Here is a 20,056-nt window from a genome sequence, read left to right as displayed (position 1 = left end):
CAAGGTTTATGCCTTAAATTTAACTACTTGTTTTCATAATGTTAGGTTATATTTTTCTTTACGAGAATAGAATTTTGGTGAAAAAAATTTGCTCTTAAAGTGGCTAAATACTGATTCTAGTATGATAAATTTGCACAAATGTTAAATCAGGTTTATTACGGAGATTTTGCCATCTTCTTAATCAGAGCTAATATTAGCTTGGCATAATTAAAACTCAATTGAGCTAATTTTATTTTAAAGTTTTGATTGAAGTTCTAAGAAGACTCAGTTTTTTGCAAGTAATTTTTGTAAATTAGATTCATCAAAAATACACTTAAATTAATTTTATTTAACATACTAATTGGGAGATGAATCTAACAAGTTCAAAAGTTTACTCAGTAAATATGTACATCAAAAGTATATATTAATACTAAAACTTTAAGAAAATAAATAAAACCGCGAATTTTCAGAGAAAATACGGTTATTTTAAGAATAAATAAGGTTAATATAATTACGTAAATTTTAAAGTCAAAAAAAGCACTTTTATTTTTGAATTCCGAAGGATGAAAATAAAGCGATCGCTATTTTTCCCCCGGTTGCTTTTGCAATAACCAACGTTTTCGCCACTGAGAAGTAGGTTCCAACAAACTTGTTTGTTGTTCTTGCTGCCGTCGCATGATGATGACATCAGCCGGATCTTTCAATTGTGGATCGCGGTAAGGAATAGCAGCACGAGTTAGTAGATGTTCTTGTTCTTCTAGAGACAGTGGGGGTAGCCAAGATGAAGCATCACTATCTTTGGGGTAAGCGGCAACCGTGCCAGGCGATCGCCTGCCAACAGGTGAAGTAGAACCGATAATTAACCCAGATAATATCAGTGCTGTACGGACAGCAGCAGCACAAGAATAAGTTGCTAACAAGCCATCTCTATGTAAACACACTGACACTTGTTTGAGAAACTCAACAGTCCATAATTGCGGACACTGCGGTGGTGAAAAGGGGTCTAAAAAAATAGCATCAGCCTGAAAGCCTGATTTGATAAGCACTTCAATTGACTTTCTTGCATCCCCAATCATCAGCTTGGCATTGAGCGATTGTGTTTTTAGTTGCTGTTCAAAAGCTAGCAGCTTGAGAATTTCCGTGTACTTGTAATTCCAATTATCAAATAAATGATGAGCGATCGCTGCCTGCGGTACAGCTGGGTTTAGTTCTAAACCAATGACTTCTACATAACAACGAGGATTTATTGCCCAAATTGTCTGTAAAGCTGCTGCGGTGTTGTATCCTAGACCATAGCAAACATCTAATAGCCTAACAATCGGTTTTTCCGCAGCTTGAGCCAATTGTGTTGGTTCGACAAATTTAAAATAACTTTCCTGTTTAGCACCAAAATGACTGTGAAATGACTCGCCAAATTCTTGTGAGAAAAAAGTCAAAGAACCATCGGCTGTTAATTGTGGTATAAAATCTTCAAGTTCTGGCATGGAATTTTTCTACTAATTTATTAGCGAATAAATGTAATTGCAAATTTAAGTTTGTATGACAGAGACTCAAGTTTTTGTGACACCAACATGGCTGTTTGAGCATCTGAACGATCCGCAAGTAGTGATTGTAGATTGTCGCTTTTCTCTAGCCGATCCACAACTAGGACAAAAACAATATCACACTAGTCATATCCCAGGGTCATATTATCTAGATTTAAATCAAGACCTTTCCAGCCCTGTAGGTAAACATGGTGGCAGACATCCTTTGCCTGACATTAACCATCTAGCTCAGAAATTATCAGCAATTGGAGTCAATTCTCCCGCAACTTTGGTTGTCGCCTATGATGATTCCCGCTTGGCCTTTGCATCTCGTTTGTGGTGGTTACTGCGTTATTTAGGACATAAGCGAGTTGTAGTGATGAATGGTAGCTTTAGCACATGGCAACAAGCCGGCTATCCGGTTACAGATGTTCTACCACAACCCCAAGTTGGTAATTTTATTCCTCAAATTAACAGCGAACTTGTAGTAGATATTGAAGCGGTAAAAAGTCGTAAAGATTTACCACAAGTAGCGTTAGTAGATTCTCGAGAAAGCGATCGCTATCGAGGTGAGCGCGAATCAATTGATAAAATAGCTGGTCATATTCCCGGCGCAGTTAACTATCCTTGGTCAGAAGTCACAGATTCATCCGGGAATTTGCTTTCTCCACAAGCACAGCGTCAAAGATGGGAAAATATCGCCACAGCCGAAGAAATCTTGGTTTATTGTGGTTCTGGCGTAACGGCTTGTGTGAATTTACTTTCTTTAGAATTAGCTGACATTCATACAGGTAAACTTTATGTTGGTAGCTGGAGTGATTGGATTAGTTATCTTTGACCAAGCCCGGTTAGGGCGGGGTATGGGGTGTAGGGGAAAATAGCGCATCGAACAACCACCTTTGTTACAAGCCCCGCATGAGTCAAGACGATTGCAGCATCTTGGCCATCCTCGCCGTCTTCACACTCATAGGACTTACGCAAAATATCTCTCAAACTCTCATTTCTCCGTGAACTCTGCGCCTCTGTGGTTCGATTTTCCGTAGCTTGTGCGTAAGTCCTGACTCAGCTACACCCTATCCCCTACACCCTGTTGCTGACTTAAAACTGAGCTTCCTTAAAAGCGAACAGGGAACAGTTTGATACCCCCCGACTTTTAAGTAGGAGATTTGGAGTAGGAAGCGTTGAATTCGTGCTGGTAATCTCGTGGCAAATTACCTCATATTCGTCCTTAATTTTCCCCCTGTTCCCAAGCGGGACAACTAAGGACGAATAACCAATTGCAGAATGCTAAAATTCTCCTAATTTTAAATTGTAATAAACAGTCAAAAACCAACCATCAAAATCAATATTTCTGTCAGTAGAGTCACCAAAACTGATTCCACTCTGTAAATTTAAATTACTAGCCTCAGAAGTACGGTAAATAATTTGCCCAAACACTCGATGATATTGATCGTCTCTTTTTCTTTCGGTAAAATCTGACAAATTCAATTGATAATTGATGCCAACTTGCAGAGGTTCTTGGAAAGCATAATTTAACGAAACCCAGAAGGAATTGACTAGACGACTACGGCTACTTGGTTCCGAAAAGTTAGCACTAAATTCGTAAAAGCTATCCAAGGATAACTTAGCATTAAGCGGGTCTCTTCGTCCTAATGACAGCCGCAATGAGTTTTCATGTAAAAAGCGATCGCCTGCGGCAAAGCGAACGCTATTCCTAGCATAAAAATATTGTTGGTTACTCCAAGACAGTTCTCCATACATTCTTGGTGATAATTGTTGATAAATACCAACATTAAAACTAACTTTGTTATAGTTATATTTTGATTGGTCTATATAACGAATCAAATTGCCATCAATAGAACCATTGATATATGTTTTAGATGTCAAGGGAAAATATTCCGAAGCTAGTCTTAACCCATAAAACATTAAGCCATCTTCTCTAGGAAAAAATTCAGATGAAAAAATATTACTTGTATGAAAATAGCCTATACTCGCTTGTAACGAACCTATAGGTTGAGGCTGTCTAATAGGTGAAATTTCTCTTTGTGGTAAAGCTCTTGGCCGTACCCGCAATTCTAGTTCGGGAGAACCATTTATCTCAGGTTTTGACTGTGTTTGTGGCACAGTTATAGGCCGCACTTGTAACTCTAATTCTGGAAGTTGATTATCAGAATTTGGTTTTGGCTGTTGTAATAATTGTCTGAGTCTTTCTAGCCTTTGCAATCTATCAGTTGCAGTTTTATTGATCAATTCTTCGATGATCATCGGCGAAGATTGCGGAAAATCTCTTGGTTCTACTTCTACCTGTGGTAATTCATTGGGTGGTTCAGTATCATTGGGATTTTGAGGTAATGGTTCATTAGTAGGAGTAGTTGTGGAAGGTGGATTAGCTTGAGCAGTTAGTGTTTTTGTTTGTGACAACTTGTTTACAATTGCCACATCTTGTCCATCAGCGCGATTTAATTGAATACCCCAAGCCGCATCTCCTCCGATCAAACATTTATTTACTCCACTCAAAATTAAAAAAATTGCAGACAAACAATTTTTCCAGCCTTTGGATTGCATCAACATTTATGCTTGGTATACAAAAATATCATCTTCATTTTTATGATTCACAACGAAGATGGTATATTTTTTTGAAATAAATTAGGTAGTTTTAATATTATCTTATAAAATTTATTAATGCTTATAAAAAAAATAAATTTATTAAAATATCTAATAAAAATTACTTAAATTCAAGTGTTAAAATTAACCAACTAAAAAGTATAATATTTCAGCATCTATGGTTCTTGATCTGAATATTCAATAAGTTACTATCCCAGCCTTCATGCTATGTACTTAAAACATTTGTCCTGTGTGTTTGTTAGTTTATGGGGAGTGATAGCCATATCTTCAAATCAGGTAAGTGCTGCTACTCCCTTAACTCGCGCTGAGATTCAAAATCTACAAAATTTAGTACAACTGCTACCAAAAAACAATAAAAAACGTCCAGCACGCAAATTAGATCCGATGATTCCTGGTGATGGATTAGCTACTGGTAGATTATCTTTAGCAGATTTGCGTTTCAACGATGGTTCTTTGGCACGGGTTGGGGAAAGGGCATTATTTAAATTCCTGCCTAAAACTCGAAATTTCATGTTGTCCAACGGCACATTGTTGCTGCTGATTCCACCAGGAAAAGGGCAAACGCGTATACAAACACCAAGTGCTGCGGCGGCAATCAGAGGATCGGCCTTATTTGTCCGCTATGACCAGCAAACAGATACAACAGTTGTGGGCGCACTGACAAATAGTGGTATAGAAGTATTTAATCAAGAAGCATCTCAAAATCAAGTTTTAGCAGCAGGACAACTGATAGTCATTGTCAAAGGTAAATTTCAAGGCTTATATGATTTTGATTTGAGAAGTTTTTATGAAACTAGCGAATTAGTTAAAGGATTAAATTTAACTAAGAAAAATATTACACCTAATCCCGATCCAGCGATCGCTAGCGTTCAAGCCGAAATTGACGCAGCTTTAGCATTTCAGTTACCCATAGTTGGTCAAGGCGTAATTAAAAATCCATCTTTTTTAGAGTTATCCGCTAGTTCTCCAAGTTCATCCCAGCAAAGCATTGCCTCAGATAATCCTCCTGTAGAATCTTTGGTAGAAACAGGACAATTCCTTTTAAATAATGTTCAACAATCTACTCCTACAAATAGTGGAAGTAGCAGTAATATCCCTTCACAACCATCAACTCCTATATCACCAGTTATTAAACCGCCAGATAATACGCCCAAACCACCTGACAATACGCCCAAACCGCCAGATAATACGCCCAAACCACCGGATGATACACCCAAGCCACCTGATAATACGCCCAAGCCACCTGATAATACGCCCAAACCACCTGACAATACACCCAAGCCACCTGATGATACACCTAAACTACCCGATGATACACCCAAGCCACCTGATGATACACCTAAACCGCCTGATGATACGCCCAAGCCACCACCAGAATATCCAGCCCCATAGATTCTAAGAATTAAGTAAGGATTCAGAACACAGAACACAGAAGTCAGAATTAATCAGTGATAATTCTGACTTCTGACTGCTAACTCCTGAATTCTGCTATGAGTTTGCTTATAGTTCCAAACAACCAAGAAGTATATCAAGCTCATTTTTTTGCTTTCTACTAGCGGCTGGTTACATAACTATTCCAAATTGGCGTTGAATCACTTTGCAATACATATATCTTCACGGTTTTGCTTCCGGGACTAAATCTGCCAAAGCCCAAGCTATAGGCGATCGCTTTGCTAAAATTCAAACACAGCTAAAAATTCCTGACCTGAATGCAGGTAACTTTACCCAGTTAACAATTACGCGGCAAATCAATCAAGTCGCCGCAGAATTTATCAATCATTCTGCACCAGTCACCTTAATTGGCTCAAGTTTAGGTGGTTTAGTAGCTGCACATTTAGGACAGCAATACCCACAGGTGCAACGTTTAATTTTATTAGCACCAGCTTTTGGTTTTTTATCTCATTGGTTGCCAAAATTAGGAGATGACACAGTTAAGCGTTGGCAAAACGAAAAATATCTCACGGTATACCATTATGGAGAAGCGCGATCGCTACCACTAAGCTACGATTTTGTCATAGATGCACAGAAATACCAAGAAAATTTGTTGCAACGTCCGATTCCAACGCTGATTTTACACGGCATAGAAGATGATGTTATCCCAATTACTGCTAGCCGAGATTTTGCGAAAACGCGTCCTTTGGTAAAATTAATCACGCTTGAAAGCGATCATGCTTTAGCAAATGTCACCACCGAAATTTGGCAAGAAATTTGCCTCTTTTGTCAGTTACCGTAACGCGGTAAAATATGAAACTCTCCCATAATTAAATAATATAGTCAGCAAAATCAAAGGAATAAAGAACAGTCTTTCTCCAAATTCTGTGATATTTTCCTGGCTTAATCTTCATTTTGACTATTAACTATTGCTAACAATTATGCTTCCTTTTATCCGGTCAGATTTAGCCCAATTTACTGCATACAAACCCCACCCCAGCAGTAATACATCTGAACCAGTCGCTACCCAATTTGATCGGCTGGATACAAATGAAAGTCCCTATGACTTACCACCTGAATTAAAAGAAAAGCTAGCCTGGACATATCAGCAAGTTATTGAAAGCAATCGCTATCCTGATGGCGGACACCAGCAACTTAAAGAAACCATTGCTGAATACGTCAACGATTCAGCTAATTTATCTCAACCATTGTTTACTGCTGCTAATATTTCGGTTGGTAATGGTTCTGATGAACTAATTCGCTCTTTATTAATCGCCACCTGTCTGGGAGGAGAAGGTTCAATCTTAGTCGCTAATCCCACTTTTTCTATGTACGGGATTTTAGCTCAAACCTTGGGCATTCCAGTTGTAACTGTAGGTAGAGACAAAACAAATTTTGCCATTGACTTACAAGCTGCACAATCAGCCATAGCAAATACTCAAAACCCCCCAATCAGGGTAGTTTTTGTTGTTCATCCCAACTCGCCAACAGCAAATAAACTAACTGCTGCTGAGTTGACATGGCTAAGAAGTTTATCAGAACAGATTTTAGTAGTAATTGATGAAGCTTACTTTGAATTTAGCCAAGATACCTTAGTTGCTGAATTGGCACAACGCCCCAATTGGATTATCTTACGCACCTTTTCTAAAGCTTTTCGTTTAGCCGCTTTGCGCGTAGGTTATGCTGTTGCTCATCCAGAAGCGATCGCAATTTTAGAAAAAGTTCGCTTACCCTACAATCTGCCTAGCTTTTCCCTAGCAGCCGCTCAGATAGCTTTGCAAAATCGTCAACTTTTACTCAGCACAATTGAACTTACACTTAACGAACGAGATCAACTCATCACCGCTTTATCTCAACATCCAGCACTACAAATTACCCAAAGTGCGGCTAATTTTCTTTATTTACGCCTTCAACCAAATACCTTTGATTCTCCAGATACTATTTTAAAAATCTTACACCAAAAACTGACAAGTTCTGGCACACTTGTACGACTGCTCAAAGAAGGATTACGAATTACAGTTGGCACACCAGCAGAAAATCTTCGTACCTTGGAGCGACTAAAAGCTGCTATAGCCAGCCTGAAATCTTAACTATTAAACCTAGTAATTAAATCTACTATCTGCTTCGCCACCCAAACGGCGTACTATACTTACAGTTTGTGGTAGTACGCCTACTAACAAAGCAAAAGCTGTGTCAGGCAGATTAGCTACCACCTCTTGCGGAAAATACTGCTCAAACTGATCTAAAATTTTTTGTACACGTTGCTGTGCAATTGCGTTTTCAGTAATTTGCTTAATTAACCGAATCCATTGTCGCCTAATTAAATAAGCTTTTTGGCGCTCTTCATAGGATTCAGGAGTTAATAAAGATAAATTACCAATTGGTAAAGCTATTTGACAATCACTATCGTAATCTCCACCAACAGCAGCCCCAGGCCCAGCAAATTCTGCATGGTACTGCTTAAAAAGAATTAATCCATTTCGCTTTCGACTATTGACAACAAAAACCTTACCACTGTGCAGAAGTTTCAGGATATCCGAGCCGCACGATTGCTCAGTTCCATCTAGCATTGCAAAATGGTCAAGAAAACTAGTGTCTGAGTAATAAGTTGATACCATAGCAGTTTGATAGCGCAGTCGCTTTTCGCTATCCATGTTTTCTACAAATTTTGAATAATTTAGTATTTGTCTGCACTTCCAGCGGTAACTTTGGGTTGAATTAAATCAGATTATGGGAACTTTTTATTATTAATATTGTTTGTTAATTGATTTGTGCAAAAGAATTGTTCAGATACTAATTAGAAATTATGTGATCATATTTTATGAGATTTAGTTACTTTTGTCTGTAAACTCTGAAAGAAAAAATTAAAGTTTTTATAAAGATGAATAAAATGAATACAAAGTTATTATGAGGTCATTTTTTGTCATTCAACGTAATTTCACTGATGACTTGATCCTAAGCTATATTTTATATTTGAAAATTTTTGCATTTTAAATTTTAAATAAAGTAAATGTGAATTATCTTTCTTTAAAAACAAAATATATTTGAATATATTGATATCTTGGGCTACTTTTCTGCTTAAAATGTCTGTATATGGAAAAATATATCTCACAGATGAGCTAAACTCGAAGCTTCCTATCTACCTGGCAACATCTCCTCCACAATGCTTATGCCTATAGTTGCTACTGTGTTAGATAGTTAGATATTTTGATGTTTACCACACAATCAGTTGATAGAAATTGAAAATCTAGCTGAGTTGAGCATCCAAAAATTATATTCAACCTGTTTAATATTGTAAGTCAAGAACTATCTTTCAATCTGATTTGATTTTAGGACTGACTCTAAAAGGCAAAGACTAAGGAACAGAAAGGGGACTCAGTTTTTTTCAGAAATACCAGAGGAATTTTATCTTCAAGTTTACACTTAAACAATTAAGTGCTGATCAGAAATCAAAGTCAACTTGTCTAAAAAACTAATTATTTTTATAGTTATGAAATAATATTTCAATTTTCTGATAGTCGCAAAGTTGCTGGTAGCTTGTCAAAATAGCACAGACAAAGATTTAGCTGATTGACTCAACACTTAAGTGCTTGTGCAAGAATAGCTGACGAGGGCTTTTAATAAAAAATAAGTTCCAATTGTAATCTACCTTGTGCATTCGATAGCCTAATTTACAATAAAGCTGTCTTGCCTGATGATTATCTTCCAAAACATGGAGATATAAGTCTTGATAACCCCATTCCCGGCAGATATCTTCGCAACTAGTCAGTAATTTTGAAGCCACGCCATGCCGTCGATATTTATGAGCAACCGCTAAATTAGACAGATATGGAAAGCTTTTACCGCTTTGTTTCCAAGAATCATGGAAACGCAAACCCAATTCGACAGTTCCCACAACATTATTCACGCCAGGCGTAGAAGTATCAACTGCCACTAAACAAATATGATGCGGTGCAGACGATGACAAACGCTGCCGAAAATCTTCATAAATGCCCAAACGTAACAACGGAAAAGCCCAACCCCAAAAACCTGTTTGAGAGTGGAAGCTTTCAGCAATAATTTGAGAAATACCAGTCAAATCAGCAGGTGTCGCTGCACGAATATGAAATTGTTTGGCAGCTTGATTCGTGGCAGATGTGATTGGTTGTTGGTGATATGAGTCAAAAAACCAGGATGTCAAGGTGAGTTTAGTATTGATTGCATTTAACAAAAATCTTCTCAAATATCCTAAAACACCGTTTGCTACTGTCAATACAATTATTTTTATATACTTTAAGTTTCCAGAATCATTTAGGTGTTTTAGTCTCTATCTGTAAGTAAATAACACACTCAGCACCGTTTTGCAGAAGAAGTCATATCAATCGTCACAACTAACTATATTTGATAGATTGACATAGAAAGCTAACACAGATGGGGATAAGTTGACAGTAAAATTGAGTCCACAACAATGATATTAGCAGCTTGAGTAATCACGAGAACAAGTATATCAAAACACTTAACTAAGTATTTTCCCTATGGTTACTCAGCAAAATAACTTTTAGCTTGAGGTTGATCGGTTTGTAGTTAGCAAATGACCTGAGCTAAGTACATACGGAGTCTGCCAAAAACAAAAAAATGCAATTTTAACCATACTACTTGTACAAGTGATGGTTATGATTGCTAAATTGGAGAGAAATGATGGTCTAATAGTATACTTTGCTTTTAAAGCCCGTTGTTGTGACATGGCTCACTCCACTCAGACAAAGATAAATAAAATTTACTGGCAAATGTTAGTACAACGCTTACGAGGGGCAAACTTAATATGCAGCTTCAGCAGGTTTTTTCAACTCTTGGGGAATGCTGTGTATAGTATTGTAAAAACTTCACTGGAGGTGAGAAAGTACTTGGCAAGCATCAGCTATGTCACTAACGAACTAACTGTACAACTGATTGTGCTGTATCAGAGCAAGCAATCAACATTCCCAAAAATTGAGGCTAATTACTTTGAGTAACATCTCTTACACTCAGCAGTCATATAGCCAAACAGCCCCATTGGTGAAAATGCTCTGCTCTTACCTGACTCAGAAAACTTTCTCTTTGATCGGATTATTCTTTATCCAACTGCCGTTGCAGCAGGAAAGCGGTGCATGAAATCTCAAGTAAACAGTAAGCCTAAAATTTTGGTTGTTGACGACGAGCCAGACAACCTTGATTTGCTTTACCGCACCTTCTATCGAGATTACAAGGTGCTGAGGGCAACCTCTGGGCCTGCGGCGCTGGATCTGCTGGCACAAGAAGGAGAAATCGCAGTTATCATCTCCGATCAGCGAATGCCAATCATGAGTGGTACCGAATTTTTAAGTTTGACCGCCACTCAATATCCTGATATTATCCGGATCATTTTAACTGGCTACACTGATGTCGAAGATTTAGTAGAAGCAATTAACGCTGGTAAAGTATTTAAATATGTAACTAAACCCTGGGAAGCAGAGGAACTCAAAGCAGTTGTCCGTCAAGCTTTAGATACCCACAACGTTCTTAAAGCTCGTACCCGCGAACTCACTCGCACACTTCGCCAGGAATCGCTGCTGAATACTGTTACAAATACGATTCGCAGTGCTTTAGACTATCGGCAAATTCTCCAGGCAATTGTCGATACAGTTGGTCATATGTTGGAGGTGGATGTATGCTTATTACGTCCATTTCAAGATGGACAATTAAATAATGAAGGATTTATTTATCAAAAAGCTGTTGTTGCCAGTGATGAGAGTAATGACGTAGTTTTTCCCATACCAGCATCATCGCTCTTATCCCATACAGTCTGGGAAACCCATGAAGTTCAAGTAATTTATGATGTTGCTAGTGATGAACGAATTCAAGGGGATAATCCAGAATTAGAGCAGCGAATTGCCGCTTTTGTGACGGCAAATATTTGCTCTAGTTTGGTTGTGCCGTTGATCTGTCAACAAGAATTGTTGGCGGTGTTAGCATTACATCAGTGTTCTCAACCCCGCTTTTGGGCGACAGAAGAAGTACAACTAGTGTCGATGGTAGCTGATCAAGCAGCTTTAGCTTTGTCTCAAGCTTATGCTTATGAGCAAGTACGTGCTTTAGCTAAACGAGAAGCTTTAATTAATACAATTACTACGGCAATTCGCTCTAGCTTAGATCCACAAGATATTTTTGCTGCTATTACTCACAAATTAGGTCAAGCACTGCAAGTTGATGGCTGTGTACTGTCTTTATGGACAGAAGAAGATGAGTTTGTCCATTGTGTGGGTTTATATGATAGTTCTCAACATTCTGAGTCTGCACTCAAGCAAACAAAAAGTCATATATTAAATAATAATTCTCAACAATTATCTCAATCTCAAGCCCCTATCCAAGAAAACCCCCTTCTCCAAGAAATTTTGCGAACACAGGAACCTGTTTTAGTTTCTAAGTCCAATATTTCGACTTTGGAATTGCGGGGGTTTGATTTACCGGGGAAACAGCCAGCACGATCGCTGATGGTTGTACCTTTGTTGGCTGATGGTAAATGTATTGGTAGTATTACGCTGCGCGAAGGTTCCAAAGTTCGCCAGTGGTTATCATCTGATATTGAACTAGCTAAAGCAGTAGCAGCACAAGCAGCGATCGCAGTACAGCAATCCCGTTTGTACCAAAAAACCCGCGAACAAGCCGAACGCTTATTAGAACTAGATAAACAAAAAACTGAATTTTTCCAGAATATTTCTCACGAATTCCGTACTCCTATTACCTTAATTCAAGGGCCACTAGAATCAGCAGTGGCGACGGGTGAAGGTTTATCCTACGAACAAAGTGCGATCGCTTTACGCAATTCTCGCCGTTTGTTGCGCTTAGTCAACCAATTGCTAGATTTACAACGCCTAGATGCGGGACGAATGCAACCGAGTTTTCGTCCTTGTGATGTGTTGGAATTTGTCAGCCAAATTGTGGAGTCATTTCGTCCCTACTGTGAGAAAAAACGACTACATTTAGTTACTAACTTTAGTGAGTGTCCCAAAATTTATTTGGATATGGAAAAATTTGACAAGGTGGTTTACAACCTCCTGTCAAATGCTATGAAGTTTACACCAGAAGATGGCACAATTAGTGTCACCTTGGAAGCTCAAGGCGATCGCTGTATTCTCCAAGTCACAGATACTGGAATTGGCATTGTTCAAGAACAAATTCCCCTGTTATTTGAGCGTTTTCGCCAAGCTGAAGGTTCAGAAAACCGTTCTTATGAAGGTAGCGGACTTGGGTTAGCCTTAGTCAAAGAATTGGTAGAATTACATGGCGGTCAAGTAACTGTAGATTCAGTATACGGTCAAGGAACTACCTTTACTTTGGCTTTGGTGACAGGCAATGCTCACCTCCCAGTAAACCAAGTTTTAGAAACCCCTGCTGAACTAAACACTAGTCGCGCTAGTGTAGAATTAGCTGATTTAGAATTGATCGAAGCGGCTACAGACAAGCTTGAACATATGACAAGCAACTCATTACCCGTTTCTGAAGTTCACAACTCAGCAAATCACAACGGCAAAAGTTTACTTTCGGCAGAGTCGCCTAACTCGCAGACTTCTCATCACTCCATATTAGTCGTAGACGATAATCCAGATTTACGGACTTACGTATCAGATATTCTGCGCCGCAACGGCTATCAAGTTCATACAGCGCGTAATGGTTATGAAGGGTTTGGTGTCGCCCAAGAAATTTCCCCTAGCTTGATAGTTACTGATTTAATGATGCCTTTGGTGACTGGATTAGAGATGATTCGGATGATTCGCTCTGAACAAAAGCTCAAAGGAATTCCCATCATCCTACTTACAGCGAAAGTTGACGAAGAAACCCGCATCGAAAGTACAGAATATGGTGCAGATGCTTATTTAGCTAAACCATTTAACGACCGGGAACTTCTGGCAGAGGTGAGAAATCTTTTAGCCTTGAAGGAAAATGAACGACGGGTTTTGGAACTCAATACTTATTTGACAGAATCAGTTCTCAAACGCTTTTTACCAAATGTTTTGGTGCAGAAAGCCGCAACAGGTGATTTAACCCTGGATTTACGCCCAGAACCGCGCTTGATTACGGTTTTGTTTAGTGACATCGTGGGTTTTACTCAGTTAGCCAACACTTTAAGATCCCGACGAGTGGCAGAGTTGCTGAATGAGTATTTAGAGTGCATGACCAAGGTTGTGTTTGACAATGGCGGTACAGTTGATAAGTTTATGGGAGATGCCATCTTAGCTTTATATGGAGCGCCAGAAGAACTGACTCCGAACGAACAGGTGCGTCGCGCTGTGAATACAGCCAGAGGAATGCATCGCGCACTGTCGGATTTAAACCAGCGTTGGCGAGACCAAGGTATATTTGAAAACGATGGGCGTTCCGGCGTACAGTTCCGTTGCGGTATTCACCAAGGAACGGCAGTTGTGGGAATGTTTGGTAGTTCAGAACGGGCTGATTATACTGCGATCGGGCCGAGCGTGAATATTGCTGCTAGATTACAAGCTGCGGCTGTGCCTGGTACAATCCTGGTTTCTGCGGCTGTGGCAGATTATTTGCAAGATGAAGAAATTACAAAAGGCAGTCCGCTAAAACTCAAAGGCGTGGATGAAACAGTTTTAACTTTTGCGGTTTCGTCAGAAGTAGTGGTTAATCGCTAAGATCCAAAAAGAGTCTTAAGAATTGCTAAAGACTCTGAATAATATTTGGCTTTGCTGATATGACATCCCCTGTTGCAGAAAAAACTCATATTCCATCCAAAGCTTGGAGGCGACATACTGATCCTCCAAGTTTATGGATTTTTGTAGCAGTGAGTTCTGTTTCTCTGCATCTATTGGTGTTTTGGCTGATGCGATCTTCTAATGTATTTGGATTGTGGTTTCCCCAAGAAAGTCAATCTGTAGTTCCCATTGATTTAATTGAAATTGCTCCCTCAGTAAAATCTACAAGCGAACCAAAATTATCTCCAACAACAGCCGTACCAAAAGTAAAACAGTCTGAATCAGCAAATACAGCAACAAAACTACAAACCACACCCAAAAATCAAGATGCTGATACTACCAGCATCCTGAAGAAACAAGAAATTTTTGCTCAAGCACAAACCAAAGCAGTTGTCAAAAAAACAGCCCCACAACCTAAACCCACTGCAAGCACCCAACCAAAACCTAGTTTTACCCCTAAATTTACTCAGTCCACGCCGACACCAACAGCAACACCAAAAATACCAGTAGGTAATTTACCTTGGAATCGGCGCCAAGAAATTGTTTTAGGAAAAGGCAAGCCACTACCAAGTGGTATTCCTTCAGCACAATCCACGAATAACAGTTCGCCTGATTCAATCAAAAATGAACCTAAAAGTCCTGGAAGGATAGCCTCAAGTACACCTGCATCAAAAAACCCGAATACTTCAGCTAGCAATAACTCAAACTTGCCAAGGGAAAAGATTCCTCAAAATCCTACCAGCAAAGCTTCACCTACTCCAACAGAAAATAGTCCTCAACCACCAACTGATAATAATTCCAATACTTCTGAGCAAACTGGCTCAATAGCAACTATCATACCTTTATCTGCAATTGAAGCGCAAAAATACAGCCAAGATTTATCTGCTGTGTCAGCCCAATACCAGGGAAGCAAAACTAAGGAATTGGCATCATCTTTTATTCCTGGGGATGGTGGTATTGTCCCTGCAAAACTCATAGCTAGCTTAGTAATTGATGACAAGGGTAATTTTCAAAAGGCTGTAGTCATCCAAATAGAACCGAAGGAATTAAAAAGCGAAAAAATGAATTACGAGCAAGTAATCAATGATATGTTCAAAAATGAGCAGTTTACCGCCGCCTATAATCAAGATGGTAGCAAGCCAGAATTCAGCAATTTATTTGTCAGGATTGTTATTAACCCTAAAATTTAATTAGGTACTTGAATTTTATGAAAAATAGTGTTAAATTTGTATAATCAAATTTTTGCGGGCGTAGTTTAGTGGTAAAACTATAGCCTTCCAAGCTATTAATGCGGGTTCGATTCCCGCCGCCCGCTTAACATCAAAAACCCTTGTGAGTTAAGACTTACAAGGGTTTTTGTATTTACAGGATAGCTTGTTTATAGTATTTTTATACTAAAAGTCTAAGATGATTTGGGGTAGTTTAGGGTAAATTGGGTGTAAAGTTAGCATACAAGAGTACTACTGATTGCGCAACCTTTGGTGATCGCAATTATAAATACTTGTGTTAGCCAATAAATTCACTGGCTTGGTTCTGGAATTCATTCATGGCAAGGGAATGCGATCGCAAAGCAGCTTTGAACTATCTTTGTCTGAAAATTCGCGGACAATATCTCGGTTTTGAGCTTATTGAGAATATGGGAGAATTGACAAGAAGGCAAAAGATACTCAAACAAGCCACGTTGTATTGATGCGATCGCTTATCATTTTCCAAATAGATATGAGTAATGTAGAGATTTTTATCAGCCCTACACTCTTAAAATCTTGTACTGTAAATAATTATCTGCGATTACGACATTGTAACGGATAGCGATTACCTCGCCATGTTGTCCAACCATCGGCAATTCTGGTACGACTGTTATATCTGAGATACCAATTATCTGGCTCTGCACCTAAATAACGAATACCTAAATCTTGTCTGCGGCTGCTAGAAAAACGTTTTTCTAAAGGAACCCACGGACTACCATTATCACTAAATCGCCCGACAAGTTTCACACCAGAACTAGTAGAGCATACATTCCCATCACAACTAGTTTGGGGGTCATCTACTACTTTCCACTGCATTTTGGCAGGTCTACCGTCGATATTACAATCCCACAAACCAAAGAACCACTCACCAGCAATTTGACTTGCTTTAGCATGATGAGATACTAATACTAAACTGGCAGGAACAATTGCCAAACCCAAAAGCCATTTTGTGACGTTTTTCATAATCTTTATCAATACCTATGTGTATTTCTATTGACTCATAGGTATGACCTTTGAGATTTATGCAACTAATTAAGACATGGTTAATATTTTTGAGAGTAGGTTATGGGGGACAGAGTTAAATACTATTAGCGAAATCATACGCACCTCCACGTTCTAAGGCGCGTTTATAAGCAGGACGTGTATGAATGCGTTCAACAAATTGCTGAATTTTTGGTCGGCTGGCAATTAATTCGGCTTGCATCGCCACTAGTTCTAGGGGAAAGCTCATTTGAATATCAGCTGCTGTGAATTCTTCCCCGACAAACCATGTACTTTTAGCAAGTTCGGTTTCTATATAATCAAAATGCAGCTTAATTTGCGGCGCGATAAATGCGTCGTTGGCGCGGTTCTCTGCTGTACTAAAACTGTTGAAAATGAGATTCATCACCAAAGGTGGCATTGCTGAACCTTCCGCATAATGCAGCCAATAGGTGTAGCGCAAACGCTCTGGTGTACCAGCTGGTGGAATTAATCTACCATTACCGTAACGTTCGACTATGTATTCGATAATTGCGCCTGACTCAGCAATAGTTTCTCCGTCATCTGTAATTACGGGTGATTTGCCGAGTGGATGAACTGCTCGTAATGATTCTGGGGCGAGCATTGTGTTTTGGTCGCGTTCATAGAACTTGATATCATATCCGAGGTCTAGTTCTTCCAATAGCCACAATACTCGCTGCGATCGCGAGTTGTTAAGATGATGAACAACAATCATAATAAGTAATTTGCCTAAATAGAGCGTTCAATAATGGGTGTGGGGTGTGGGGTGTAGGGGAAGACATAGACCCCAACACCCTGTTTTTGACAAATGACAATTGACCAATACCCAACTTCAAGCTTGCTTCACTTCTTCATACCAAATGCCAACTTTTTCAAAAGCCGCGTAAGCTAGTTTCAAAAAATGCACTATTCTCTGTTTACTGAGGATGCCAAATTCTTTATATTCTCGTGCTTCTGAGAAGGTCATACGAGTTTGGTCAATGATATTTCTTTCTCTATAGGCCAACTTCGGAAAATCTACAACCTGAACGTTATATTTCTGCACTAACTGTTGCATATTGGGGTCAGAATCAACGTGTTCCCAATCGTCGCACAGTCCACAATTTCTCACTAAAACATGGGGTACTCTGTCGCCGTAGCTGTTAATTGATTGCACAAATAAATTTAAGCTATCGTAGCCGCCTGTTGTCACAAACCACTTACAAAAACTCACACCTTCAGCTGTTCCTAGTTCAATTAACTGGTTTTTTTCAATCCAGTTTTTCACAGCACGATGACTTTGGGCGGCAAGATTGACAATTACTGGCTTAGACATTGCCATTTCAAAGATTCTATCGGCTTTATCGGCTTGGCGTTCATCTTCTGTAAACACAGCATACTGACACATACCTTTATACACACCAGCCACATCAGGATTAGACCTATCTGTTTCTATGGGGACAAAGGGAATTTTTTTATCTAGACAATATTGAATCATTGTCCGGGTGACTAAAGATTTTCCGACTCCACCCTTTTCACCATCTATTAAATGAATCGTTGGCATAATAGCTACCCCTAATATTTAAAATATCGTTATGTCCTTGAAGACGCTCAAAATTGAAATCATCCTATCATCACAGGTTGATACTTAGTGACGTTTAAGCATATTAGTTTTGGTTGGTAGAGGGCGTAATACTGAAGCAATCATAATTTGTTTTCTCAACTACTTAGGGCGGGGAATGGGGAGTAGGGAGTGGGAAAGAGATTTTTTTAGTAGCAGTTTCAGTTTTTCGGTGCTATCGTAAGAATCCTAGCTGAGTTCACAATCAATTTAGTAGTTTGTAGCATTTGGGAATTATCGCTCAATAGCGTGATAAATTGCGCGCTCTCCCGGGAATTTTTGCCTATGACTTACGTCTAAAAAATCTTACTGTAACTAATTTAACTTGGACAAAATCTACATAAAAATACAGAGAATTATTGTATCTATTAATATCGTTTTAATTGCAAAATTGTAATATTAAGCAACCAATTCTGAGGGATAAGTCTACAATTTTGATGGTAGCTTCTATAACTAAACTGTGTAAAAATAAGCAGCTACCTCAAGCTATTTTAAAAACGGGGGTCAGGCAATGGCTATCGCCACCATCAATCCCGCCACTGGGGAGACGCTCAAAACCTTTGAGCCACTCAACGATACAGAAATTGCCACTAAACTAGATTTGGCAGATCAAGCTTTTGCACAATACCGCAAGACCAGTTTCGCCCAGAGAGCGCAATGGTTACACAAAGCAGCACAAATTTTAGAGGAAGAAAAGGCTGACTTCGCTAAAATCATGACGCTGGAAATGGGTAAACCATATAAAGCGGCTATCTCTGAAGTAGAAAAATGTGCGGCTGTTTGCCACTATTATGCAGAACACGCCGCCGAATTTTTGGCTGATGTGGAAGTAAAAACTGATGCTAGCCATAGTTTTGTCCGCTATCAGCCATTGGGTATCATTTTGGCAGTAATGCCGTGGAATTTCCCTTTTTGGCAAGTGTTTCGCTTTGCTGCACCTGCACTCATGGCGGGTAATGTAGGTTTACTTAAACACGCCTCTAATGTGCCACAATCTGCTTTAGCAATTGAAGCGATTATCAGCCGGGCGGGTTTTCCTGAAGGTGTATTTCAAACATTATTAATAGGTGCGGCGAAAGTAGCCGATTTAATCGCTGATGACCGGGTAAAAGCCGCTACCTTAACAGGAAGCGAACCAGCCGGTGCATCTTTAGCCGCCGCCGCCGGGAAACATATTAAAAAAACTGTGCTGGAATTGGGGGGAAGTGACCCGTTTATTGTGTTAGCCAGTGCGGATATAGAAGTTGCCGCCGCAACAGCAACCGCCGCCAGAATGCTGAATAACGGACAATCTTGTATTGCCGCCAAACGGTTTATTGTGGAAGAAGCGATCGCTGATAAATTCGAGAAGTTGCTATTAGATAAATTCAATGCACTGAAAATCGGTGACCCTATGCAGCTAGACACCGATTTAGGGCCACTAGCAACCCCAGATATTCTGCAAGATTTAGATCAACAAGTGCAAGTTGCTCAAAAAAGTGGTGGTAAAGTCTTGACCGGTGGGTATCCTATATCAGACCGGATAGGGAACTACTATCCAGCAACCATCATCACTGATATTCCTCCTGACGCGCCCATTGCCCAGGAAGAATTTTTTGGCCCGGTAGCCTTATTATTCCGAGTGCCAAATATTGATGCTGCAATTAAACTGGCAAACGCCATACCCTTTGGTTTAGGTGCTAGTGCTTGGACAAATAACGACCAAGAACGCACACGCTTAATTGCAGAAATTGAAGCAGGCGCAGTATTTATCAACGGTTTAGTTAAATCTGACCCCCGCCTACCTTTTGGCGGCATTAAACGTTCTGGGTATGGCCGTGAATTAAGCATTCAAGGCATACAAGAGTTTGTCAATGTTAAAACTGTTTGGGTGAAGTGATTGGGAAAGTATGAAATCTGAAGTCTGAAGTCTGAAGTCTGAAATCAGACTTCGTACTT

14 protein-coding genes and 1 tRNA gene are annotated in these 20,056 nt (G+C 39.4%); 8 read left to right on the top strand and 7 right to left on the bottom strand.

Annotation, left to right across the window (positions count from 1 at the left end):
• Positions 1 to 560: 560 nt before the first annotated feature.
• The gene (locus H6G69_RS12665; protein WP_190686855.1) at positions 561 to 1,463 is read right to left on the bottom strand and encodes a tRNA (5-methylaminomethyl-2-thiouridine)(34)-methyltransferase MnmD; all 903 of its coding nucleotides are present in this window, start codon (positions 1,461 to 1,463) and stop codon (positions 561 to 563) included.
• Positions 1,464 to 1,518: 55 nt separating this feature from the next.
• Between H6G69_RS12665 and H6G69_RS12660 the strand changes: the two genes are divergently transcribed.
• A complete protein-coding gene (locus H6G69_RS12660; RefSeq protein WP_190686852.1) occupies positions 1,519 to 2,340 on the top strand; it encodes a sulfurtransferase in 822 nt (273 codons plus the stop codon).
• 449 nt (positions 2,341 to 2,789) lie between these two features.
• Here H6G69_RS12660 and H6G69_RS12655 read toward each other — a convergent pair whose 3' ends face one another.
• Positions 2,790 to 4,040: a hypothetical protein gene (locus tag H6G69_RS12655; RefSeq protein WP_242072049.1), complete on the bottom strand. Its 1,251-nt coding sequence runs from the start codon at positions 4,038 to 4,040 to the stop codon at positions 2,790 to 2,792.
• Between the two features lie 294 nt (positions 4,041 to 4,334).
• On the opposite strand from H6G69_RS12655, the gene H6G69_RS12650 reads away from it, so the two are divergent.
• From H6G69_RS12650 to H6G69_RS12640, 3 genes are all read left to right on the top strand, one after another.
• Positions 4,335 to 5,519 (top strand): FecR family protein, encoded by a 1,185-nt coding sequence (locus H6G69_RS12650; protein WP_190686846.1) that lies wholly within the window; start codon positions 4,335 to 4,337, stop codon positions 5,517 to 5,519.
• 199 nt (positions 5,520 to 5,718) lie between these two features.
• On the top strand, positions 5,719 to 6,360 hold the full coding sequence (locus H6G69_RS12645) for a YqiA/YcfP family alpha/beta fold hydrolase (protein ID WP_190686959.1): 642 nt from the start codon (positions 5,719 to 5,721) through the stop codon (positions 6,358 to 6,360).
• Positions 6,361 to 6,499: 139 nt separating this feature from the next.
• Positions 6,500 to 7,648, top strand: coding sequence for a histidinol-phosphate transaminase (locus tag H6G69_RS12640; protein WP_190686843.1), 1,149 nt, complete (start codon positions 6,500 to 6,502; stop codon positions 7,646 to 7,648).
• 9 nt (positions 7,649 to 7,657) lie between these two features.
• Here H6G69_RS12640 and H6G69_RS12635 read toward each other — a convergent pair whose 3' ends face one another.
• Positions 7,658 to 8,212: a hypothetical protein gene (locus H6G69_RS12635; RefSeq protein ID WP_190686840.1), complete on the bottom strand. Its 555-nt coding sequence runs from the start codon at positions 8,210 to 8,212 to the stop codon at positions 7,658 to 7,660.
• Positions 8,213 to 9,120: 908 nt separating this feature from the next.
• The gene (locus tag H6G69_RS12630) at positions 9,121 to 9,768 is read right to left on the bottom strand and encodes a GNAT family N-acetyltransferase (protein ID WP_242072054.1); all 648 of its coding nucleotides are present in this window, start codon (positions 9,766 to 9,768) and stop codon (positions 9,121 to 9,123) included.
• Between the two features lie 916 nt (positions 9,769 to 10,684).
• Here H6G69_RS12630 and H6G69_RS12625 point away from each other — a divergent pair.
• The 3 genes from H6G69_RS12625 to H6G69_RS12615 all read left to right on the top strand — a co-directional run bounded on the left by H6G69_RS12625 (position 10,685) and on the right by H6G69_RS12615 (position 15,584).
• Entirely contained in the window at positions 10,685 to 14,209 is a 3,525-nt protein-coding gene (locus H6G69_RS12625; RefSeq protein WP_190686838.1) for a response regulator, read from the top strand.
• 59 nt (positions 14,210 to 14,268) lie between these two features.
• On the top strand, positions 14,269 to 15,459 hold the full coding sequence (locus tag H6G69_RS12620) for a hypothetical protein (RefSeq protein ID WP_190686835.1): 1,191 nt from the start codon (positions 14,269 to 14,271) through the stop codon (positions 15,457 to 15,459).
• A gap of 54 nt (positions 15,460 to 15,513) precedes the next feature.
• Positions 15,514 to 15,584: transfer RNA gene (locus H6G69_RS12615), tRNA-Gly, on the top strand.
• A 463-nt stretch (positions 15,585 to 16,047) separates the two neighbouring features.
• Here the strand turns inward: H6G69_RS12615 and H6G69_RS12610 are convergent.
• The 3 genes from H6G69_RS12610 to H6G69_RS12600 form a co-directional block, all read right to left on the bottom strand.
• A complete protein-coding gene (locus H6G69_RS12610) occupies positions 16,048 to 16,479 on the bottom strand; it encodes a DUF6006 family protein (RefSeq protein ID WP_190686832.1) in 432 nt (143 codons plus the stop codon).
• Positions 16,480 to 16,594: 115 nt separating this feature from the next.
• Positions 16,595 to 17,233, bottom strand: a complete 639-nt coding sequence (locus H6G69_RS12605; protein WP_190686829.1) for a glutathione S-transferase family protein — start codon at positions 17,231 to 17,233, stop codon at positions 16,595 to 16,597.
• 117 nt (positions 17,234 to 17,350) lie between these two features.
• Positions 17,351 to 18,061, bottom strand: a complete 711-nt coding sequence (locus H6G69_RS12600) for a mobilization protein (protein ID WP_190686826.1) — start codon at positions 18,059 to 18,061, stop codon at positions 17,351 to 17,353.
• Positions 18,062 to 18,629: 568 nt separating this feature from the next.
• Between H6G69_RS12600 and H6G69_RS12595 the strand changes: the two genes are divergently transcribed.
• Positions 18,630 to 19,997, top strand: coding sequence for an NAD-dependent succinate-semialdehyde dehydrogenase (locus H6G69_RS12595; RefSeq protein ID WP_190686824.1), 1,368 nt, complete (start codon positions 18,630 to 18,632; stop codon positions 19,995 to 19,997).
• Positions 19,998 to 20,056 lie beyond the last annotated feature (59 nt).

Origin of the sequence: Nostoc sp. FACHB-110, from assembly GCF_014697425.1 — a bacterium.
GTDB lineage: Bacteria > Cyanobacteriota > Cyanobacteriia > Cyanobacteriales > Nostocaceae > Nostoc_B.
This window is presented reverse-complemented; position numbering and strand designations above follow the sequence as displayed.

Bases quoted from the DNA above. Each gene is read 5' to 3' on its own strand.
- H6G69_RS12665 (WP_190686855.1), bottom strand. From the start codon at position 1,463: ATGCCAGAACTTGAAGATTTTATACCACAATTAACAGCCGATGGTTCT.
- H6G69_RS12660 (WP_190686852.1), top strand. From the start codon at position 1,519: ATGACAGAGACTCAAGTTTTTGTGACACCAACATGGCTGTTTGAGCAT.
- H6G69_RS12650 (WP_190686846.1), top strand. From the start codon at position 4,335: ATGTACTTAAAACATTTGTCCTGTGTGTTTGTTAGTTTATGGGGAGTG.
- H6G69_RS12640 (WP_190686843.1), top strand. From the start codon at position 6,500: ATGCTTCCTTTTATCCGGTCAGATTTAGCCCAATTTACTGCATACAAA.
- H6G69_RS12635 (WP_190686840.1), bottom strand. From the start codon at position 8,212: ATGGATAGCGAAAAGCGACTGCGCTATCAAACTGCTATGGTATCAACT.
- H6G69_RS12625 (WP_190686838.1), top strand. From the start codon at position 10,685: ATGAAATCTCAAGTAAACAGTAAGCCTAAAATTTTGGTTGTTGACGAC.
- H6G69_RS12620 (WP_190686835.1), top strand. From the start codon at position 14,269: ATGACATCCCCTGTTGCAGAAAAAACTCATATTCCATCCAAAGCTTGG.
- H6G69_RS12610 (WP_190686832.1), bottom strand. From the start codon at position 16,479: ATGAAAAACGTCACAAAATGGCTTTTGGGTTTGGCAATTGTTCCTGCC.
- H6G69_RS12605 (WP_190686829.1), bottom strand. From the start codon at position 17,233: ATGATTGTTGTTCATCATCTTAACAACTCGCGATCGCAGCGAGTATTG.
- H6G69_RS12600 (WP_190686826.1), bottom strand. From the start codon at position 18,061: ATGCCAACGATTCATTTAATAGATGGTGAAAAGGGTGGAGTCGGAAAA.
- H6G69_RS12595 (WP_190686824.1), top strand. From the start codon at position 18,630: ATGGCTATCGCCACCATCAATCCCGCCACTGGGGAGACGCTCAAAACC.